This is a genomic window from Streptomyces sp. NPDC059224 (assembly GCF_042754285.1).
GTDB lineage: Bacteria > Actinomycetota > Actinomycetes > Streptomycetales > Streptomycetaceae > Streptomyces.
Genome location: NZ_JBHZAN010000005.1, coordinates 146,587 through 164,208 on the forward strand (window position 1 = coordinate 146,587; position 17,622 = coordinate 164,208).

The window sequence follows — 17,622 nt, forward strand, 5'->3', positions numbered from 1 at the left end:
GTAGGACGCCCCGTCAGCCGGCGACGAAGGTGTGCGCCGCCTTGTCGTGCCAGCACTGGCGCCAGGGCCGGTCGAACAGGCACCAGGCCACGCCGACGATCCCGATGCCGAGCAGAGCGGGCACGGTGTACACCAGCCAGCGGCGCAGCGCGGCGCCGAAGGCCGGGGGCTCGTGGCCCTCGATGTCCCGTACCTCCAGGGCGAACAGCTTCTTGCCGAGCGTGCGGCCCCACTTGGCGGTGGGCAGCACCTCGTAGAGGAGGCCGGCGAGGAGCAGGACGGCGAGCACGACGCCGAGGTACAGGCCGGTCGTGCCGTCGAGCAGCCAGACGGTCTCGGTACGGCCGGAGAGCTTGGCCGCGTCGATCTTGTCCTGCACGTGGTCGGCCGCCCGGGTGCCGAACGGAACGGCGGCCGCGGCGGTCACCACGCCGACCACCAGGTTGTCGACGAGCCGTGCGGCGAACCGCTTGCCGAGCCCGGCGGGACGGGCCGCCGCCTGCCGCCGGGCGGCCGCCTGGAAGACGTCCTCCACCGGCGGCTTCCAGGGCGCGGCCTGCTGCTCACCCGCGAGCCGGTGCACCTGCTGCGCCCAGGAGGACTGCCCCCCGCCGGGCCCGGAGGTCATCGGGGCGCCGGCCCCGGGCTGGGACCCGGCGGCCTGCGGGGGTACGGCGGGAGCGACGGCCTGGGACGCGCCCGGAGCGGGGGCCGCGGCCCGTTCCGCGGCGGCCTTCCCGGCGCCGAAGCCGGGGCGGCCGCCACCGGGAGCACCGGCCGGGCCCTGCGCGCCGAACCCGCCCGGACCCGCCGCGCCGGGGCCCGGACCGCCCGCCGGGGCCCCTGCGTTCGGGGGGTTGTCGGCGCGGACCGCGCGGAAGGTCATCGTGCCCTCGTCCACGGGCGGCCGGTCGGCCGGCGGGGTGCCCGCGGGGCCCGGCGTCGGCCTGCGGAAGATGAACGTGCCGCCGGAGTCGACGTCCCCCTGGTCCGCCGGCGGGATCGTCGCCGAGCCGTCCGTGTGGGACGACCGGCCGTCGGGCTGCGGCGGCGAACCCGCCGCAGCCCGGGGGTCGGTGCCCCAGGCACGCCCCTCGGCCGTCCAGTCGGAGGCACCCTGCTGCGGGTCCTCGTCGAAGAAGTGCGGGCCGGTCTCCTCCACCACGGGGGTAGCGGGGCGGGAACCGGGCGGCGGTGCGAGCTGCTCGCCGCCGGACGGCGCCGGACGGCTGGTGCCCGGCACCCACGCGGCGCCGTTCCAGTAGCGGACGTAGCCGGGGATGGACGGGTCCGGGTAGTAGCCCTCGCGGGGCCGTTCGTCACCGGGTGCCGGGGTTGGGGCGGTCATGTCCGTCATCCCGTATCTGCTCGGGGGTCGTGTGGGAGGCTCCACATCTATCAGACGCGCGTGCCCACCACCGCCAGTCCCGCAGGACCCGCCCCTTTCCGGGCATTCCCGTGCGCCCCTCCGGCACGGTGGAAAAAATCTCCCGGAACCCGCGTAATGCGAGCGGCTCCCGCTCCTCTCCCTCGTACGGGGCCGCCCACCGGCGCCCGCACGACCGACGGAGAGGAACGAACGTCATGCAACACACCGTGGTGGAGCGCGAACTGGAGCTGCGGCTCATCCTGTCCCCCGAGCGGAGCATCCCGGTCCCGGCACGGCTCCTCTACCGCTCCGACGACCCGTACGCCGTCCATGTCAGCTTCCACGTCACCTCGGACTCCCCGGTCCACTGGACCTTCGCCCGCGACCTTCTGGTGGAGGGGGTGTTCCGCCCGTGCGGGCACGGCGACGTGCGGGTGTGGACGACGAAGGCGGAGGGCCGCAGTGTCGTGCTGATGGCGCTGAGTTCACCCGACGGGGACGCCCTGCTGGAGGCACCGGTCCCCCAGGTGTCCGCCTGGCTGGAGCGGACGCTGCGGGTGGTGCCGCCGGGGACCGAAGGCGGGCGGCTCGGGATCGACGACGCGCTCGACCAGTTGCTCGCCCGGTGAACGCGGTGACGGATGACGGATGACCGTTCTAGAACAGCTTGCCGGGGTTGAGGAGGCCCAGCGGGTCGAAGGCGTCCTTCACGGCCCGCTGCATCTCCACGCCCACCGGCCCGATCTCCCGGGCCAGCCACTCCTTCTTCAGGACCCCGACGCCGTGTTCGCCGGTGATGGTGCCGCCGAGCTCCAGTCCGAGGGCCATGATCTCGTCGAAGGACTCGCGGGCGCGGCGGCACTCGTCGGGGTCCCGCGCGTCGAAGCAGACCGTGGGATGCGTGTTGCCGTCGCCCGCGTGAGCGACCACCCCGATGGTCAGCCGGTGTTTCTCCGCGATGCGCTCGACCCCTTCGATCAGGTCACCGAGCCGCGAGCGGGGCACGCACACGTCGTCGATCATCGTGGTGCCCTTGACGGCTTCCAGCGCGACCAGCGAGGTCCGCCGGGCCTGGAGGAGGAGTTCGGACTCGGCCGCGTCGTCGGCGGGGACCACCTGGGTGGCGCCCGCCTCCTCGCAGAGCGCGCCGAGCGCGGCGAGGTCGGCGGCCGGGTCCGGGGTGTCGAAGGCGGCCAGGAGCAGCGCCTCGGTCGACTCCGGCAGGCCCATGTGGGTGAGTTCGTTGACCGCTTTCACGGTCGTACGGTCCATCAGTTCGAGGAGGGACGGTATGTGCCCGCCCGCCATGATCCGGCACACCGCGTCGCAGGCGGCGGCCGCGGAGCCGAACTCGGCGGCCAGCACCAGCTGCTGCGGCGGCTTGGGCTTCAGGGCCAGGACGGCCCGTACGACGACACCGAGCGAGCCCTCGGAACCGACGAACAGCCGGGTCAGGTCGTATCCGGCGACGCCCTTGGCGGTGCGCCGGCCGGTGGACAGCAGCCGTCCGTCGGCGAGGACGACGTCCAGGCCGAGGACGTACTCGGCGGTCACCCCGTACTTCACGCAGCACAGCCCGCCCGAGGCCGTGCCGATGTTGCCGCCGATCGTGCACATCTCCCAGCTGGAGGGGTCCGGCGGGTAGGAGAGGCCGTGCTCCTCGACCGCGCGGGAGAGGGTGGCGTTGACGACGCCGGGCTCGACCACGGCGATCCGGTCGACCGGCGAGATCTCCAGGATGCGGTCCATCCTGGTCAGGGACAGCACGATGCAGCCGTCGGTGGCGTTGGCGCCGCCGGACAGGCCGGTGCGGGCGCCCTGCGGGACGACCGGGACCCGCAGCTCGGTGGCGGTGCGCAGGACGTGCTGGACCTGCTCGACCGTGCGCGGCAGTACGACGACGGCCGGGGCGCCGGCCGGGCAGAAGCTCGCCATGTCGTTGGCGTAGGAGCTGGTCACGTCGGGGTCCACGAGGACCGCGTCGGCCGGCAGACCCGCAAGGAGCCGGTCGGTGAGGTTGCCGGTGGTCTCGTCCCGGGGGGCTTCGATTCGGCTCATGATCACAGCGTCGCACCCGGGGCCATCGGTGTGAACCCCACCGGCGCCCTCCTTGGGCCGCCGGGGCGCGGTCGTCGTATTGACGCACAGTGTCCGGCATGTGCTCGCTCGATAACCGACCGTCAGGGCCCACCGCCTCGCTGCTCACGGAGCCGCAGCCGCCGCGCCGCCGCAGGGTGCTGCGGCGGCTGCTGGTCGGCTCGCTGGCGGGCGGGGCGGCGGCGGGCGCGGTCCTGCTGCTGTGGCCGCAGCACCCGGCACCGCGCGGCGCCGCCGCGCCCCCGGCGGCCGGGTCCCGGGCCCAGGGGGCGGCCCAGGCGAAGGCACAGGCGGCGGCCCAGGCGGCGACGCAGACGGCCGTCCTCGACGGCCTGCCCGCCGCGCTGCCCGACCTCACCTCGCTCATCGGCGCGCGGGAGAGCCGGGTGCGGGCGCAGCCCAAGGACGCGCGGGCCTGGGCGGTGCTCGGAGCGGCCTACGTGGAGCGGGCGCGCCGGACCGCCGACACCGCCGACTATCCGCGGGCCGAGCGGGCGCTGCAGACCTCCCTCCGGACGGCGGCCAAGGGCAACACGGACGCGCTGGCGGCTCTGGCCGCGCTGGCGAACGCGCGCCGGGACTTCGCGACGGCCAGGCAGTTCGGCGAGGCGGCGCTGAAGGCGGCGCCCAAGCGGTGGTCGACGTATCCGGTGCTGATCGACGCCTACGACGGGCTCGGCGACTACAAGGCGGCCAGGTCCGCGCTCGACAAGCTGATGGCCCTGAAGCCCGGAGCGGCCGCGAAGCCCGCCGTGATGGCCCGGGCCTCGGCCGTGTACCGGGACCGGGGCTGGCGGGAGGACGCGGTGGCGCAGGTGACGGACGCGGCGGCGGCCGCCGGTACCCCCGCCGAGCAGGCCGCGTACCTGACCCAGGCCGGGCAGCTGGCCTTCGAGCGGGGAGAGCGCGACGACGCGCTGCGGCACTTCACGGCGGCGGTGCGCCTGGACCCCGACCAGCCCGCGGCGCGGGCCGGGCAGGGCCGGGCGCTGGCCGCGCTGGGCCGCACCCAGGAGGCGCTGACCGCGTACCAGGGGGCGCTCGGACACCGGCCGACTCCGGACGTCACCCTGGAACTGGCCGAGCTGTACGAGGCGCTGGGGATGGGACAGCAGGCGGAGGCGCAGTACGCGCTGATGCAGACGCGGGTGCGGCGGGAGGCGGACGCCGGGGTCGACGACGAGTTGCTGGTGGGGCGGTACGAGGCGGACCACGGGGACGCCCAGGAGGGGGTGCAGCGGCTGTCGGCGGAGTGGGACCGGCAGCCGGGCATCGAGGTCGCGGACGCGCTCGGGTGGGCGCTGCACCGGGCCGGCGACGACAAGGAGGCGCTGCGCTACGCCTCGATCGCGACGGACTCGACGAAGGGCGGCGGGGTCCGCAGCGCGTCCTACGCCTTCCACCGGGGCATGATCGAACGTGATCTGGAGCTGGACGCCTCGGCCCGTCGCCATCTCCAGGACGCCCTGCGCATCAACCCGTACTTCTCCCCTTTGCAGGCCCCGGTGGCGCGGGCGACCCTGAGCACCCTGGGCGACCAGCCGCCGGACGAGGAGGCCCCGCAGTGACCGGCCGGCGCCCGTCGGCCGGTGGCCCGCCGTGGCGGCGGGCCACCGCCTCGGCGGTCCGTCGGCTCACAGGTTGCCGCGGCGCTCCTGCTCGCGCTCGATCGCCTCGAAGAGGGCCTTGAAGTTGCCCTTGCCGAAGCCCATGGAGCCGTGACGTTCGATGATCTCGAAGAAGACCGTCGGGCGGTCCTGGACCGGCTTGGTGAAGATCTGCAGCAGGTAGCCGTCCTCGTCCCGGTCGGCGAGGATCTTCAGTTCGCGCAGGGTGCCGAGGGGCACCCGGGTGTCGCCGACCCACTCACCGAGGGTGTCGTAGTAGGAGTCGGGGGTGTCGAGGAACTCGACGCCGGCCGCGCTCATGGTCCGTACCGTCTCGACGATGTCGTTGGTGTTCAGCGCGATGTGCTGGACGCCCGCCCCGCCGTAGAACTCCAGGTACTCGTCGATCTGGGACTTCTTCTTCGCGACGGCGGGCTCGTTGATCGGGAACTTGACCTTGAGGGTGCCGTCGGCGACGACCTTGGACATCAGCGCGCTGTACTCGGTGGCGATGTCGTCGCCCACGAACTCCTTCATGTTCGTGAAGCCCATGACCTTGTTGTAGAAGCCGACCCACTCGTTCATGCGGCCGAGTTCGACGTTGCCGACGCAGTGGTCGACGGCCTGGAAGGTACGGCGGGCGGGCGGCTCGACGATCGGGGACGAGGCGACGAAGCCCGGCAGGTACGGGCCGTCGTAGCCGGTCCGCTCGACCAGGGTGTGGCGGGTCTCGCCGTACGTGGCGATCGCGGCGAGGACGACGGTGCCGTGCTCGTCCTTGAGTTCGTACGGCTCGGCCAGCGGCCGGGCGCCGTGCTCGACGGCGTACGCGAACGCGGCCCGCGCGTCGGGGACCTCGATGGCCAGGTCCACGACGCCGTCGCCGTGCTCGGCGACGTGCCGGGACAGGAAGGTGCCCCACTCGGTCTCCGGCCGGACGACGGAGGTGAGGACGAACCGCGCCGAGCCGTTCTCCAGGACGTAGCTCGCGGTCTCCCGGCTGCCGTTCTCCGGTCCGGAGTAGGCGACCAGCCGCATGCCGAAGGCGCTGGAGTAGTAGTGCGCCGCCTGCTTGGCGTTGCCGACGGCGAAGACGACCGCGTCCATTCCCTTGACCGGGAAGGGGTCGTCTTGCCGGGTGGTCGTGTCGGGAGTGTGCTGTGTGGTCTGCGTCATGGTCGAAGGGTGGCCCTGGCACACAAGGTGCGCAATAGTTCCGGTTTCGAGTGGGCAATATGTTCAGCGGTACGGCCGTACCGCCGGACTTTCTGTGCAGGATGACCATCCGGAGGCGGGTATGGCGATCGATCATCTTGACGGGCGGATCCTGGTCCTGCTGGCCCGGGAGCCGCGGATCGGTGTGCTGGAGATGTCCCGCCGGCTGGGGGTGGCGCGCGGCACCGTGCAGGCGCGTCTCGACCGGCTTCAGTCGAATGGAGTGATCCAGGGATTCGGCCCGCAGGTGGACCCGGCGGCCCTCGGCTACCCGGTCACCGCGTTCGCCACGCTGCAGATCAGGCAGGGCCAAGGCCCGGACGTACGGGCCCACTTGGCGACCGTGCCGGAAGTGCTGGAACTGCTCACCACCACGGGCACCGGGGACATGCTGTGCCGGCTGGTGGCCCGCTCCAACGCCGACCTCCAGCGGGTGATCGACCGGGTCGTCGGTTTTGATGGCATTGTCCGGGCCTCCACGGCGATCGTCATGGAGAACCCCGTTCCGCTGCGGATCATCCCGCTGGTGGAACAGGCCGCGACGGACAGCGAAGGGACGACCTGACCGTCCGGAGTCCGGGGTGAGCGCACGTGAGCTTCTGGGAGTACCTGGGCAACCGGCACCAGACCCTGCTCACGGACGCCTACCAGCACGCGAGCGCGGTCTTCCAGTGCATGGTCGCGGCGACCCTGATCGGCGTGGTGACCGGTGTCGTCACCTACCGCAGCGAGTGGGCGGGCAACCTCGCCACCACCGCGACCGCCACCGTCCTCACCATCCCCTCCCTCGCCATGATCGGTCTGCTGATCCCGGTGGTGGGCCTCGGCGTCCCGCCGACGGTGATCTCCCTGACGCTGTACGGGCTGCTGCCGATCGTGCGGAACTCCATCGTGGGCCTGCGCGGGGTGGACCCGATGCTGGTGGACGCGGCCCGTGGCATCGGCATGTCCCGGGCCGCGCGGCTGCTGCGGGTGGAGCTGCCGCTGGCCTGGCCGCCGATCCTGACCGGCATCCGGGTCTCCACGCAGATGCTGATGGGCATCGCCGCGATCGCCGCCTACGCCTCCGGTCCCGGCCTCGGCAACGAGATCTTCCGCGGACTGGCCTCACTGGGCAGCAAGAACGCGCTGAACCAGGTGCTCGCGGGCACCGTCGGGATCATCATCCTCGCGCTGCTGTTCGACGCGGCCTACGTCCTGATCGGACGGCTGACCATTCCGAGGGGGATCCGTGGCTGAATCCCATGGCGCCGCGATCGAGCTGGAGAACCTGACCAAGCGCTACCCGGGCAGCCCGCAGCCGGCCGTGGACAACGTGAACATGGAGATCGGGGCGGGCGAGACGGTGATCTTCGTCGGCCCGTCCGGCTGCGGCAAGTCCACCACCCTGAAGATGATCAACCGGCTGATCGAGCCGACCTGCGGCCGGATCCGGATCGGCGGCGAGGACGTCACCGACATCGACGCGGTGCGGCTGCGCCGCAAGGTCGGCTACGCCATCCAGTCCGCCGGGCTGTTCCCGCACATGACGGTCGCCCAGAACATCGCCCTGGTCCCGAAGATGCTGCGCTGGCCGAAGGCCCGGATCCACGCCCGAGTCGAGGAACTGCTCGACCTGGTCGGCCTGGACCCCGGCGAGTTCCACGGCCGCTATCCGCGCGCCCTCTCCGGCGGGCAGCAGCAGCGGGTGGGCGTGGCCCGGGCACTGGCCGCCGATCCGCCGGTGCTGCTGATGGACGAGCCGTTCGGCGCCGTCGACCCGATCACCCGCGACCACCTCCAGGACGAGCTGATCCGGCTCCAGCGCGAACTGCACAAGACGATCGTCTTCGTCACCCACGACTTCGACGAGGCAATCAAGCTCGGGGACCGGATCGCCGTCCTGCGCGAACGCTCGCACATCGCCCAGTTCGACACCCCGGAGGCGATCCTCACCAATCCGGCGGACGACTTCGTCTCGGGTTTCGTCGGCGCGGGCGCGGCCCTGAAACGGCTGAACCTCACCCGGGTCCGGGACGTCGAGATGGGGGACTACCCGACGGTCACCCTGGACACCCCGCTCCAGGAGATCTTCAACAAGCTGCGGGGCAGCGGCACCAACGAGATCCTGCTGCTGGACAGGCGCGGCCGCCCCTACAAGTGGCTGCGGCGCGGCGACCTGATGCGGGCCAGGGGCTCGCTGGCCCGGGCCGGCACGCTGGTGCACGACACGGTGACCCGGGACGCGACCCTGCGGGACGCGCTGGAGGCGGTGCTGACCGACAACGCGGGCCGGGTCGCGGTGACCGGGCGGCGCGGCGAGTTCATCGGGGTGGTCGACATGGAGACCCTGATGAACTCGGTGCACGAACTCCTGGAGGCCGACCGCCTGGAGGCGATGGAGCACCAGCACGAACTCGAGGAGGCCAGGGCCGCCCAGACCCATGCCGAACAGGAGGGCGAGAGAGGGGAGCAGAAGGCGTGAGCACGTCTCCCGGCATCCGCCCCGAGGGCGAGCACGAGGTCAGGGACCTGGCCTTCCTCGACGAGGGCGGGGGCGAGGCGGATCAGGAGACCCCGCCGCCGCGGCAGGGGCCGCCGGCCCGCCGCATCACCTGGCGGAAGCTGACGTTCCTGCCGGCGTTCCTGGTGGCGCTGCTGCTGGCCACCTGGCTGTGGTTCCAGCAGGCCCACCTGGACACGATCTCCGCGAACGCCCTCTCCCACGGCCAGGTCTCCACGTGCCTGTGGCAACAGGTGAAACTGACCGCGATCTCGACGTTCTTCGTGCTGATCATCGCGATCCCGCTGGGCATCCTGCTGACCCGCAGGGCCTTCCGGAAGGTCACCCCGGTGGCGATGGCCTTCGCCAACATGGGCCAGGCGACCCCGGCGATCGGCCTGCTGGCCCTGCTGGTCGTCTGGCTGGGCGTCGGCGAGAGGCCGGCCCTGATCGGCATCATCGTCTACGCGATCCTCCCGGTCCTGTCCAACACCATCGCGGGCCTGAGGGCGAACGACCCGACGCTCCTGGAGGCGGCGCGCGGCATCGGCATGTCCCCGCTGGGCGTGCTGCGGAAGGTGGAGCTGCCGCTGGCCGTCCCGCTGATCCTCGCGGGCGTGCGTACGGCCCTGGTCCTCAACGTCGGCACGGCGACGCTGGCCACCTTCGGCGGGGGTGGCGGCCTGGGCGTACTGATCACCACCGGCATCACCAACCAGCGCATGCCGGTGCTGGTCCTCGGCTCGGTCCTGACGGTGGCCCTGGCCCTGCTGGTGGACTGGCTGGCCTCACTGGCGGAGATCCTGCTCCGGCCGCGGGGTCTGGAGGTGGGCCGGTGAGAACGCCCTGTGTGCCGCTGGCGCTGCTGCTGGCCCTGCTGCCGGCCGCCGGCTGCGGTCTGATGAGCGGCTCCCCGATGGTCGACGACGTGACACCGGGCTCGATCGGAGCCGGTGAGCCCCTCAAGGGCGCCCATCTCACCGTCACCTCCAAGGAGTTCACGGAACAGCTGATCCTCGGCGCGATCATGGGCATCGCCTTCGAGGCGGCGGGCGCGCAGGTCCTCGACCGCACCGGCATCCAGGGGTCGGTCGGGGCCCGTGAGGCGGTCAAGTCCGGTGAGGCCGACGGGATGTACGAGTACACGGGCACCGCGTGGATCACCTACCTGGGCAACAGCCGTCCCATCCCCGACCCGCGGCGGCAGTGGCAGGCGGTCCACGACGCCGACCTCGCCAACGGCCTGACCTGGCTCCCGCCCTCCCGGCTCGACAACACCTACGCACTGGCCATGAACCAGGCCGCCTTCGAGAAGTACGGCACGAAGACACTGTCGGACGTGGCCGCGCTGGCGAGATCGGACCCCGGGGCGGTGACCCTGTGCGTGGAGGGCGAGTTCGCCAACCGCGCCGACGGTCTGCCCGGCATGGAGAAGGCGTACGGCATGAGCGTGCCGGCCAGGAACGTCACGCAGATGGACACCGGGATCATCTACACCCAGGTGCAGAAGGGCAGTTGCACCTACGGCGAGGTCTTCACGACCGACGGCCGCATCAGGTCCATGAACCTGGTGGTGATGCAGGACGACCGGAGGTTCTTCCCCAACTACAACGCGGCTCCCGTGATCAACACCAAGGCCCTGAAGAAGTGGCCGGCCATCGCGGCGGTCCTGGACCCGGTCACGGCGAAGCTGGACAACACGGTGGCCCAGACACTCAACGCGAAGGTGGACGTGGCCGGGGAGGACCCGCACCAGGTGGCGCTGGACTGGATGAAGGCGGAGGGGTTCGTCAAGTAACGGCACGTCCACAGGAGTTCCCGAGAACCCGGTACGGAAGACGATGCAAAAGAGTGGTTGCAAAGCATCCTTTGCATCGATACCTTTGTACGCATGACGGAGCACGAGGACCGGAGACAGCGCCGGCTGGACGCACGATCACTGCGCGGGCTCGCCCACCCGCTGCGCATGCAGCTGCTGGACGCCCTGCGGCAGCACGGCCCCGCCACCGCGTCCCAACTGGCCGAGCGGCTGGGCGAGTCCAGCGGCGCGACCAGCTACCACCTGCGCCAGCTCGCCGAGCACGGCTTCGTCGAGGACGCCCCGGAGCGCGGCAAGGGCCGGGAGCGGTGGTGGCAGGCGGTGGACCAGGGCCTCCGCTTCGACAGCGCCGACTTCGAGGACGCGAGTCCCGAGGTGCGGGGGCTGACGGAGGTGTTCCTCCAGGAGGGCGCCGCACGTCATGCCCGCGAGCTGTCCGCCTGGCTCGGCACCCGCGACCGGTGGCCGCAGGCCTGGGCCCGCTCCAGCGACATGAGCGACATGAGCCTGCGGCTCACACCGGAGCTCGCGACCGAACTGATCGGCAGGATGCACGACCTGATCGACGGCTACCGGGACCGGGCCCCCGCGGCGGACGCCCCTGACGCCGAGCACGTACGCGTCCACACGCACCTCTTCCCCATCGAGACGGACTGAGAGGCACGACATGCACACGCAGAACCAGCTCGCCCGGCACCGGATGACCCACCTGCGCACGCAGGCGGACGCGTACCGTCTGGCAGCCGCGGCCACGCCCCCGAAGCAGGAGCTCCGCACCCGCCTCGGCTGGACCCTGGTGGAAGTCGGCCTGCGCCTGGCGGCGCCGACGCCCGCATAGACACCCCTTCACCCCGTCAGGGGCGCGCAGAACTGCGCGACCGGTCCACCCCTCACCCGCACGCGGAACTCAACAGCTGGGAACCTTCGTTCCCTTCTCCAACGCCACCAGGTCGGACACCGCCCCCTTGAGCGTCGCCACCGGCACCAGCCGCAACCCCTTCGGCAGCTCGGCCTTCGCATCGGCGCACTCGTCCTTCGGCACCAGAAAGACCGTCGCCCCGTCCCGCCGCGCCGCCCGCGTCTTCAGCGCGACCCCGCCCACGGCCCCCACGGTCCCGTCGGCGGTGATGGTTCCGGTACCGGCGATGTTCCTCCCGCCGGTGAGGTCGCCCCCGCTCCCGTCCCCGTCCAGCTTGTCGACGATCCCGAGCGAGAACAGCAGCCCCGCGCTCGGGCCGCCCACGTCCGCCAGCTTCAGGGTCACCTTGACCTTGTCGGCACCGAGGTTCAGGTACTTCAGCGCGGCCTGCGTGGCCGCGTCCTGCGACTGCTCCATCTGTTCGGTGTTGTGCTGCTCGATCTCCTTGACGTTGTCGCCGCTCGGATACACCGAGTCGCGCGGCATCACCGCCCGGTCCGTACGGAACCAGTTGCCGATGACGTCGCCCAGCGACACCCGGGTCTCCGGCCCGGTCGCCTCGATCGTCGTCATCCGCAGCTGCCCCCCGGTCGTCCGGGTGGGCGCCCCGGAGATGGTGATCACCGGGGTGCCCTGGTTGTCGCCGAGCACGTTCGCCGTCATCCCGGGCTGGGCCACCGAGAACGGCAACGGCGCGAAGACGGCCGTACCGATCAGAGCCACGACGGGAACCGCACAGACGGCGACGGCCTGGAGACGCGTGAGACGTGAGAGCACGGAGTCAATCTAACGCGGCAACCCGGCAACCACTTCAGGCCATCGCTCCCAGCTCCGCACCCACCCCGCCCCGGCCCCTCAGCGCAACGCCTCCGCGACCTCCCGCGCCGCGTCCATGACCCGCGTCCCCACTCGCTCGGGCACCGCATCGGCCAGCATCACGACCCCGACGCTCCCCTCGACCCCGGTGACCCCGAGCAGGGGGGCCGCCGCACCGCTCGCGCCGGCCTCGAGTTCGCCGTGGGTCAGCGTGTACCCGGGGTCGTCCTTCGGCGAGTGCCGCGCGGAGAGGATCGCCTTCCCGGCGGCCCCCCGGTCCAGCGGGTGCCGGAACCCGGCCCGGTACGCCACGTGGTAGTCGGTCCAGGTCGGCTCCACGACCGCGACGGCGAGCGCCTCGGTCCCGTCGACCAGCGTCAGGTGTGCCGTCGCCCCGATGTCCTCCGCGAGCGACCGCAGGGCCGGCAGGGCGGCCTCCCGTACGAGCGGGTGCACCTGCCGTCCCAGCCGCAGTACCCCGAGGCCGACCCGGGCTCGCCCGCCCAGGTCACGCCGTACCAGCGCATGCTGCTCAAGCGTGGCGAGCAACCGGTACACCACGGTCCGGTTCACGCCCAGTTTGTTGGATAGCTCGGTGACGGTCAGCCCGTGGTCCGTGTCGGCCAGCAACTTGAGGACCCTGAGGCCCCGGTCGAGCGTCTGAGAGGTCTCCGCGGTCACGACGCCCACTCCTTAAGTGGTGAGGTCGGCAGCCTCCGACGCGGCGGATGCGTCGCCGAGTCCCGTCAGCGACGCGCTTCAGAGGCCGCCGATCGGCAGGACGGTCCGGCGGCTCCGGACCCAGTCGCTTCACGGCTGCGCTCCGCGGCGGCGCTGCCACGGGGCGTGTGCGTAGCCGGACAGTAGCGAAGGGGGTTCGCTGAGCGGAAGCCTCCGTCCAGAATCCGGTCACGCTCCGGTACGGAGTACTTCGGTATGTGGCGGTATATACGCCGCACACTCCCGGTGTCACCACGGTGTCGCCGGGGTGTCACCGCATCCGGGTGGCCCACTCCTGCACCTTGGCGATCCGCTGCCGCAGCTGTCCCGCCGTGGCCTCCGCGCTCGGCGGCCCCCCGCACACCCGGCGCAGCTCGGTGTGGATCACCCCGTGCGGCTTGCCGCTCTGGTGCACATACGCGCTGACCATCGTGTTCAGCTGCTTGCGCAGCTCCATCATCTCCTTGTGGGAGACGACGGGCCGCCGTTCCGCGGGCAGTTCCAGCAGGTCGGCCTCGTCGTCCGGCTTCTTGCGACTGTGCGCGATCTGCCGGGCCTGCCGCTTCTGCAACAGCAGCTGCACCTGGTCGGGCTCCAGCAGCCCCGGGATACCGAGGTAGTCCTGCTCCTCCTCGCTCCCCGGGTGCGCCTGCATACCGAACTCGGCCCCGTCGTACAGCACCCGGTCGAAGACGGCCTCGGACTCCAGCGCCTCGAAGGCGAACTGCTCCTGCTCGCCGGTGTCCTCGTCCTGCTCCTTGTTCGCCTCCTCCATCTCCTTCTCGGACTCGGCGTACGGGTCCTCCTCGCCGTCCTTCCTCGGCTTGTCGAGGGCGTGGTCCCGCTCGACCTCCATCTCGTTGGCGAAGGTCAGCAGGTCGGGAACGGTCGGCAGGAACACGGACGCGGTCTCGCCGCGCCGCCGGGACCGCACGAAACGCCCGACGGCCTGGGCGAAGAAGAGGGGGGTCGAGATGGTGGTGGCGTAGACCCCCACCGCCAGCCGGGGCACGTCGACGCCCTCGGACACCATCCGCACCGCGACCATCCACCGGTCGTCACTGCCGCTGAAGTCGTCGATCCGCTTGGACGCGCCGGTGTCGTCGGAGAGCACCACGGTCGCCTTGGTCCCCGTGATCTCACGGATCAGCTTGGCGTAGGCACGCGCCGACTCCTGGTCCGAGGCGATGACCAGGGCCCCGGCGTCCGGAATCCCCTTGCGTACCTCCGTCAGCCGCCGGTCGGCGGCGCGCAGCACGGCCGGCATCCACTCGCCGCGCGGATCGAGCGCGGTACGCCAGGCCTGGCTGACGGCGTCCTTGGTCATCGGCTCGCCGAGCCGCGCGGCGATCTCGTCACCGGCCTTCGTCCGCCAGCGCATGCTGCCGCTGTAGGAGAGGAAGATGACCGGCCGCACGACGTGATCGGCGAGCGCGCTGCCGTACCCGTAGGTGTAGTCGGCGGCGGACCGCCGGATCCCGTCCTGCCCCTCCTCGTACGTCACGAAGGGGATGGGGTTGGTGTCGGACCGGAACGGCGTACCGGTCAGGGCCAGCCGCCGGGTCGCCGGCTCGAACGCCTCCAGGCAGGCCTCGCCCCAGGACTTCGAGTCACCGGCGTGATGGATCTCGTCGAGGATGACGAGCGTCTTGCGCTGCTCGGACCGGTTGCGGTGCAGCATCGGCCGCACCCCGACACCCGCGTACGTGACGGCGACCCCGTCGTACTCCCGGCTCAGCGGTCCCGCGCTGTACTCGGGGTCGAGCTTGATCCCTATCCGCGCCGCCGCCTCCGCCCACTGCTTCTTCAGATGCTCCGTGGGGGCGACGACCGTGATCTGCTGCACGACGTGGTGGTGCAGCAGCCAGGACGCGAGGGTCAGCGCGAACGTCGTCTTGCCGGCGCCGGGCGTGGCGACGGCGAGGAAGTCACGTGGCTGCTCCTGGACGTACTTCTCCATGGCGCCCTGCTGCCAGGCCCGCAGCTTGCTGGCGGTACCCCAGGGTGCCCGGCCAGGGAAGGCCGGCGAAAGGTGGTGGGAGGAAGCGGCGGTGGTAGTCACGGTCTCCGTAGTAGGGGGTCGGGCGGCTACGCATGCGTATGACAACCGGGCCACCCTACCGGCGGCCCGGGGCGGTCAACGCGCAGACAAGGCCGCCTCACCCCCGGGTGGGACTCACGTCACAGATCACGGAGCCGGGTCGTCACCCAGACCCCGACGAGCGCCACGGCGGCCATCGGCAAAAAGACGACCGTGAAGGCGACCGGGTGCGACCCGGCACCGGCCGTCCCCGTCATGCTGCGGCCGCCCAGGGAGGCGAAGGCCGCGCCGGCCGCGGCGAGCAGGACGGCGTTCGACAGTCCGTCGGAGATCTGCAGGGCGGCCGAGTTGGCGCCGGCCTCGTGCGGGGCGGAGAGCCGGAGCATCAGCACGCTCGACGAGGCGATCACCAGGCCCATCCCGAAACAGCCGAAGGCCCAGGCGACGGCCACGGTCCACACCGGCACGCCGTGCACGAGCACGCTGGGCGCGGCGGCGATCGCCGCGGCGACCAGCACCATCCCGAGGGTCATCAGCCGCTCCCGGTACGGCGCCACCCGAGGCCGCGCCTGGACCCAGGAACCCAGCGCCCAGGTGACCCCGCCCGCGGCCAGGGAGAACCCGGCGAGGGTGGGCGAGAGCCCCCGCTGGGTCACCAGCATCAGCGGCACGAAGGACTCGGCGGAGACGAACGCACCGGCGGCGACCCCGCGCAGCAGGACCACCGACGGCAGCCCGCGGGCCGCGCGGCAGGTTCCGCGCGGCAGCAGCCCGAGTACGGCGGGAACCAGCAGCGCGCACCCGGCGGCCCCCGGCAGCAGGGAGACCCACCGCAGGTCCTGAGCCGCGTACTGCAGCAGCCCCGCGCCGACGGAGATACCCAGCGCGAGCCGGATCCGCCGCCGCCCGAAGGGCTCCGGCGTCCCCTCCGCGACCGGGCCGCCGGCCCGCCGCCGTATCTGGGGAAGGGCGAGCGCGACCGGGAACACCACGAGCACCGGGATACCGACGAACACCCACCGCCACCCGAGGTGCTCGGTCACCGCGCCGGCGGCCAGCGGCCCGACGACGGACGGCACCACCCAGCCGGCGGCGAAGGCGGCCATGATCGCGGGCCGCAGCCGCTCCGGGTAGGCCCGCCCCACCACCACGTAGAGCGCGACGATGACCAGCCCGCCCCCGAACCCCTGCACGGCCCGCCCCGCGATGAACACCCACATGACCTGCGCGGTCCCGGCGACGACGAGCCCCGCGGCGAAGGCCCCGATCCCCGCCGTCAGCGCCCCCAGCGGCCCTCTGCGGTCCGACCACTGCCCGGCGAGCACCATCCCGAACAGGCTCGTCGTGAAGTACCCGGAGAAGGCGAACGCGTACAGCGACACCCCGTCCAGCTCCCGGGCGGCCACGGGCATCGCCGTCCCGACCGCGGTCGCCTCGAAGGCGATCAGCAGCACCACGGACACGATCCCGACACTCAGCGCCCGGTACGACCGCCCGAGCACCCCTTCGCCATCGGCTCTGCCGGCGTTCTCGGCGTTCTCGGCGTTCTCATCCGCGACAACGGCGTCGCTGGGCTCCAGGGCGGTCATATCGACCAAGGTAAGCCCCATTCCCCGCCTTGGCCCCTGTCCCGAGCCCCACCCCGCCTCGGACCTTGGTCGTAGACCCCCCGCCCCTTCATGAACGCCACATGGCAGTCCCATTGCAGCCCCGCCGATCCCCTTGAGCCCCTCCCCCACCCCCGCCTACCTTCAGATCACCGACCCGGCCGCCAAGGACACGGTCGGCGACGGCCGTGTGCCCGAGTGGTTCAGGGGCTCGCCTGCAAAGCGAGTTACGTGGGTTCGAATCCCGCCATGGCCTCCAGTGCAGTACCTCGGTGTCGGTGGGCCCGGGGCGACGGCGTTGACGGTGATCCCGTGGGGCGAGCTCGCCGGCCCAGACTCGTGCCAGGAACTCGTCGGCGGCCTCGGCCGCGCCGTAGGACGTGCGGTCGGGCAACCCCAGGATGACCAGACTGCCGACGTTCACCACGCGGCTCCAGGACCGTGGACCGCGATGCGCACGTTCATGTCGAAGACGGCGCGTCGAGGCCGGAGAGAGCGACCTCCAAGAGGGGCGCGGGGCGCACCGCTCCCACGTTGTGGACCACGGCGTCGACAGGTCCCGCCGCCGGCACGTCCGCGAGGAGCCGGCCGGTGGCCGTGCGGTCGGCGAGGCCGGCTTCGTGGAACTCGCCGGGAAAGGAGCGGGGCGCGCTGCGGGCCACGCCCACGGGTGCGTGGCCTCCGCCGCCAGGTGGTCGGCGAGCGCGCGGCCGATGCCTCGGGACGCGCCCGGGATGAGCACCCGGCTGCCGGTCACGAGTTTGCTCCTTTGCTGCACTGATCTGCGCAACGGCCGGTTCGCCCGTCCATTTCCTGGACGAGGACCGACTGCGGCACAGCGGTGTGCCGGCGCTGTCCCCCGTGCGAGCTACGCGCAGGTGTCCACCGTGCGGTGACGACTCCGGGGCGCCCGCTCCGTAGCGTTCGGGC

17 protein-coding genes and 1 tRNA gene are annotated in these 17,622 nt (G+C 72.0%); 10 read left to right on the forward strand and 8 right to left on the reverse strand.

Annotation, left to right across the window (positions count from 1 at the left end):
* Nucleotides 1-13 precede the first annotated feature (13 nt).
* Nucleotides 14-1,348 (reverse strand): RDD family protein, encoded by a 1,335-nt coding sequence (locus ACFXI4_RS07170; protein ID WP_384988749.1) that lies wholly within the window; start codon nt 1,346-1,348, stop codon nt 14-16.
* Nucleotides 1,349-1,584: 236 nt separating this feature from the next.
* Between ACFXI4_RS07170 and ACFXI4_RS07175 the strand changes: the two genes are divergently transcribed.
* Entirely contained in the window at nt 1,585-1,998 is a 414-nt protein-coding gene (locus tag ACFXI4_RS07175) for an SsgA family sporulation/cell division regulator (protein WP_362730765.1), read from the forward strand.
* Nucleotides 1,999-2,026: 28 nt separating this feature from the next.
* Here ACFXI4_RS07175 and ACFXI4_RS07180 read toward each other — a convergent pair whose 3' ends face one another.
* The gene (locus ACFXI4_RS07180; protein ID WP_362730762.1) at nt 2,027-3,433 is read right to left on the reverse strand and encodes an FAD-linked oxidase C-terminal domain-containing protein; all 1,407 of its coding nucleotides are present in this window, start codon (nt 3,431-3,433) and stop codon (nt 2,027-2,029) included.
* 92 nt (nt 3,434-3,525) lie between these two features.
* Here ACFXI4_RS07180 and ACFXI4_RS07185 point away from each other — a divergent pair, with 92 nt between their 5' ends.
* The gene (locus ACFXI4_RS07185) at nt 3,526-5,034 is read left to right on the forward strand and encodes a tetratricopeptide repeat protein (protein ID WP_384988750.1); all 1,509 of its coding nucleotides are present in this window, start codon (nt 3,526-3,528) and stop codon (nt 5,032-5,034) included.
* 66 nt (nt 5,035-5,100) lie between these two features.
* Here ACFXI4_RS07185 and hppD read toward each other — a convergent pair whose 3' ends face one another.
* On the reverse strand, nt 5,101-6,249 hold the full coding sequence (hppD, locus tag ACFXI4_RS07190) for a 4-hydroxyphenylpyruvate dioxygenase (RefSeq protein ID WP_384988751.1): 1,149 nt from the start codon (nt 6,247-6,249) through the stop codon (nt 5,101-5,103).
* A gap of 121 nt (nt 6,250-6,370) precedes the next feature.
* Here hppD and ACFXI4_RS07195 point away from each other — a divergent pair, with 121 nt between their 5' ends.
* The 7 genes from ACFXI4_RS07195 (at nt 6,371) to ACFXI4_RS07225 (ending at nt 11,427) form a co-directional block, all read left to right on the forward strand.
* Nucleotides 6,371-6,853, forward strand: a complete 483-nt coding sequence (locus ACFXI4_RS07195; RefSeq protein ID WP_384988752.1) for an Lrp/AsnC family transcriptional regulator — start codon at nt 6,371-6,373, stop codon at nt 6,851-6,853.
* Nucleotides 6,854-6,879: 26 nt separating this feature from the next.
* Complete coding sequence (locus tag ACFXI4_RS07200) at nt 6,880-7,527, forward strand: ABC transporter permease (protein WP_384988753.1); 648 nt, start codon at nt 6,880-6,882, stop codon at nt 7,525-7,527.
* Nucleotides 7,520-8,752: a betaine/proline/choline family ABC transporter ATP-binding protein gene (locus ACFXI4_RS07205; RefSeq protein ID WP_384988754.1), complete on the forward strand. Its 1,233-nt coding sequence runs from the start codon at nt 7,520-7,522 to the stop codon at nt 8,750-8,752. Before ACFXI4_RS07200 ends, ACFXI4_RS07205 begins: the two co-directional genes overlap by 8 nt.
* On the forward strand, nt 8,749-9,609 hold the full coding sequence (locus tag ACFXI4_RS07210) for an ABC transporter permease (RefSeq protein ID WP_384988755.1): 861 nt from the start codon (nt 8,749-8,751) through the stop codon (nt 9,607-9,609). Before ACFXI4_RS07205 ends, ACFXI4_RS07210 begins: the two co-directional genes overlap by 4 nt.
* Nucleotides 9,610-9,671: 62 nt before the next feature.
* Nucleotides 9,672-10,568, forward strand: coding sequence for a glycine betaine ABC transporter substrate-binding protein (locus ACFXI4_RS07215; RefSeq protein WP_384988828.1), 897 nt, complete (start codon nt 9,672-9,674; stop codon nt 10,566-10,568).
* Between the two features lie 93 nt (nt 10,569-10,661).
* A complete protein-coding gene (locus tag ACFXI4_RS07220; protein WP_362719696.1) occupies nt 10,662-11,246 on the forward strand; it encodes a helix-turn-helix domain-containing protein in 585 nt (194 codons plus the stop codon).
* A 10-nt stretch (nt 11,247-11,256) separates the two neighbouring features.
* On the forward strand, nt 11,257-11,427 hold the full coding sequence (locus ACFXI4_RS07225) for a hypothetical protein (RefSeq protein WP_362719698.1): 171 nt from the start codon (nt 11,257-11,259) through the stop codon (nt 11,425-11,427).
* Nucleotides 11,428-11,496: 69 nt separating this feature from the next.
* Here the strand turns inward: ACFXI4_RS07225 and ACFXI4_RS07230 are convergent, their stop codons facing one another.
* The 4 genes from ACFXI4_RS07230 to ACFXI4_RS07245 form a co-directional block, all read right to left on the reverse strand.
* A complete protein-coding gene (locus ACFXI4_RS07230) occupies nt 11,497-12,285 on the reverse strand; it encodes a S16 family serine protease (RefSeq protein ID WP_384988756.1) in 789 nt (262 codons plus the stop codon).
* A gap of 78 nt (nt 12,286-12,363) precedes the next feature.
* Nucleotides 12,364-13,005, reverse strand: coding sequence for a helix-turn-helix domain-containing protein (locus ACFXI4_RS07235; protein WP_362719705.1), 642 nt, complete (start codon nt 13,003-13,005; stop codon nt 12,364-12,366).
* A gap of 310 nt (nt 13,006-13,315) precedes the next feature.
* Nucleotides 13,316-15,106, reverse strand: a complete 1,791-nt coding sequence (locus ACFXI4_RS07240; protein WP_384988757.1) for a DEAD/DEAH box helicase — start codon at nt 15,104-15,106, stop codon at nt 13,316-13,318.
* 119 nt (nt 15,107-15,225) lie between these two features.
* Nucleotides 15,226-16,674, reverse strand: a complete 1,449-nt coding sequence (locus ACFXI4_RS07245) for an MFS transporter (RefSeq protein ID WP_384988758.1) — start codon at nt 16,672-16,674, stop codon at nt 15,226-15,228.
* Between the two features lie 202 nt (nt 16,675-16,876).
* Between ACFXI4_RS07245 and ACFXI4_RS07250 the strand changes: the two genes are divergently transcribed.
* Nucleotides 16,877-16,951 (forward strand) — tRNA-Cys (locus ACFXI4_RS07250).
* Between the two features lie 202 nt (nt 16,952-17,153).
* Here ACFXI4_RS07250 and ACFXI4_RS07255 read toward each other — a convergent pair.
* Complete coding sequence (locus ACFXI4_RS07255) at nt 17,154-17,360, reverse strand: hypothetical protein (RefSeq protein ID WP_384988759.1); 207 nt, start codon at nt 17,358-17,360, stop codon at nt 17,154-17,156.
* Nucleotides 17,361-17,622: the final 262 nt, after the last annotated feature.

What these genes read in the sequence shown, in the direction of transcription:
- ACFXI4_RS07185 (WP_384988750.1), top strand. Translation starts at nt 3,526, where the DNA reads ATGTGCTCGCTCGATAACCGACCGTCAGGGCCCACCGCCTCGCTGCTC.
- ACFXI4_RS07220 (WP_362719696.1), top strand. Translation starts at nt 10,662, where the DNA reads ATGACGGAGCACGAGGACCGGAGACAGCGCCGGCTGGACGCACGATCA.
- ACFXI4_RS07170 (WP_384988749.1), bottom strand. Translation starts at nt 1,348, where the DNA reads ATGACCGCCCCAACCCCGGCACCCGGTGACGAACGGCCCCGCGAGGGC.
- hppD (WP_384988751.1), bottom strand. Translation starts at nt 6,249, where the DNA reads ATGACGCAGACCACACAGCACACTCCCGACACGACCACCCGGCAAGAC.
- ACFXI4_RS07195 (WP_384988752.1), top strand. Translation starts at nt 6,371, where the DNA reads ATGGCGATCGATCATCTTGACGGGCGGATCCTGGTCCTGCTGGCCCGG.
- ACFXI4_RS07245 (WP_384988758.1), bottom strand. Translation starts at nt 16,674, where the DNA reads ATGACCGCCCTGGAGCCCAGCGACGCCGTTGTCGCGGATGAGAACGCC.
- ACFXI4_RS07215 (WP_384988828.1), top strand. Translation starts at nt 9,672, where the DNA reads ATGAGCGGCTCCCCGATGGTCGACGACGTGACACCGGGCTCGATCGGA.
- ACFXI4_RS07175 (WP_362730765.1), top strand. Translation starts at nt 1,585, where the DNA reads ATGCAACACACCGTGGTGGAGCGCGAACTGGAGCTGCGGCTCATCCTG.
- ACFXI4_RS07225 (WP_362719698.1), top strand. Translation starts at nt 11,257, where the DNA reads ATGCACACGCAGAACCAGCTCGCCCGGCACCGGATGACCCACCTGCGC.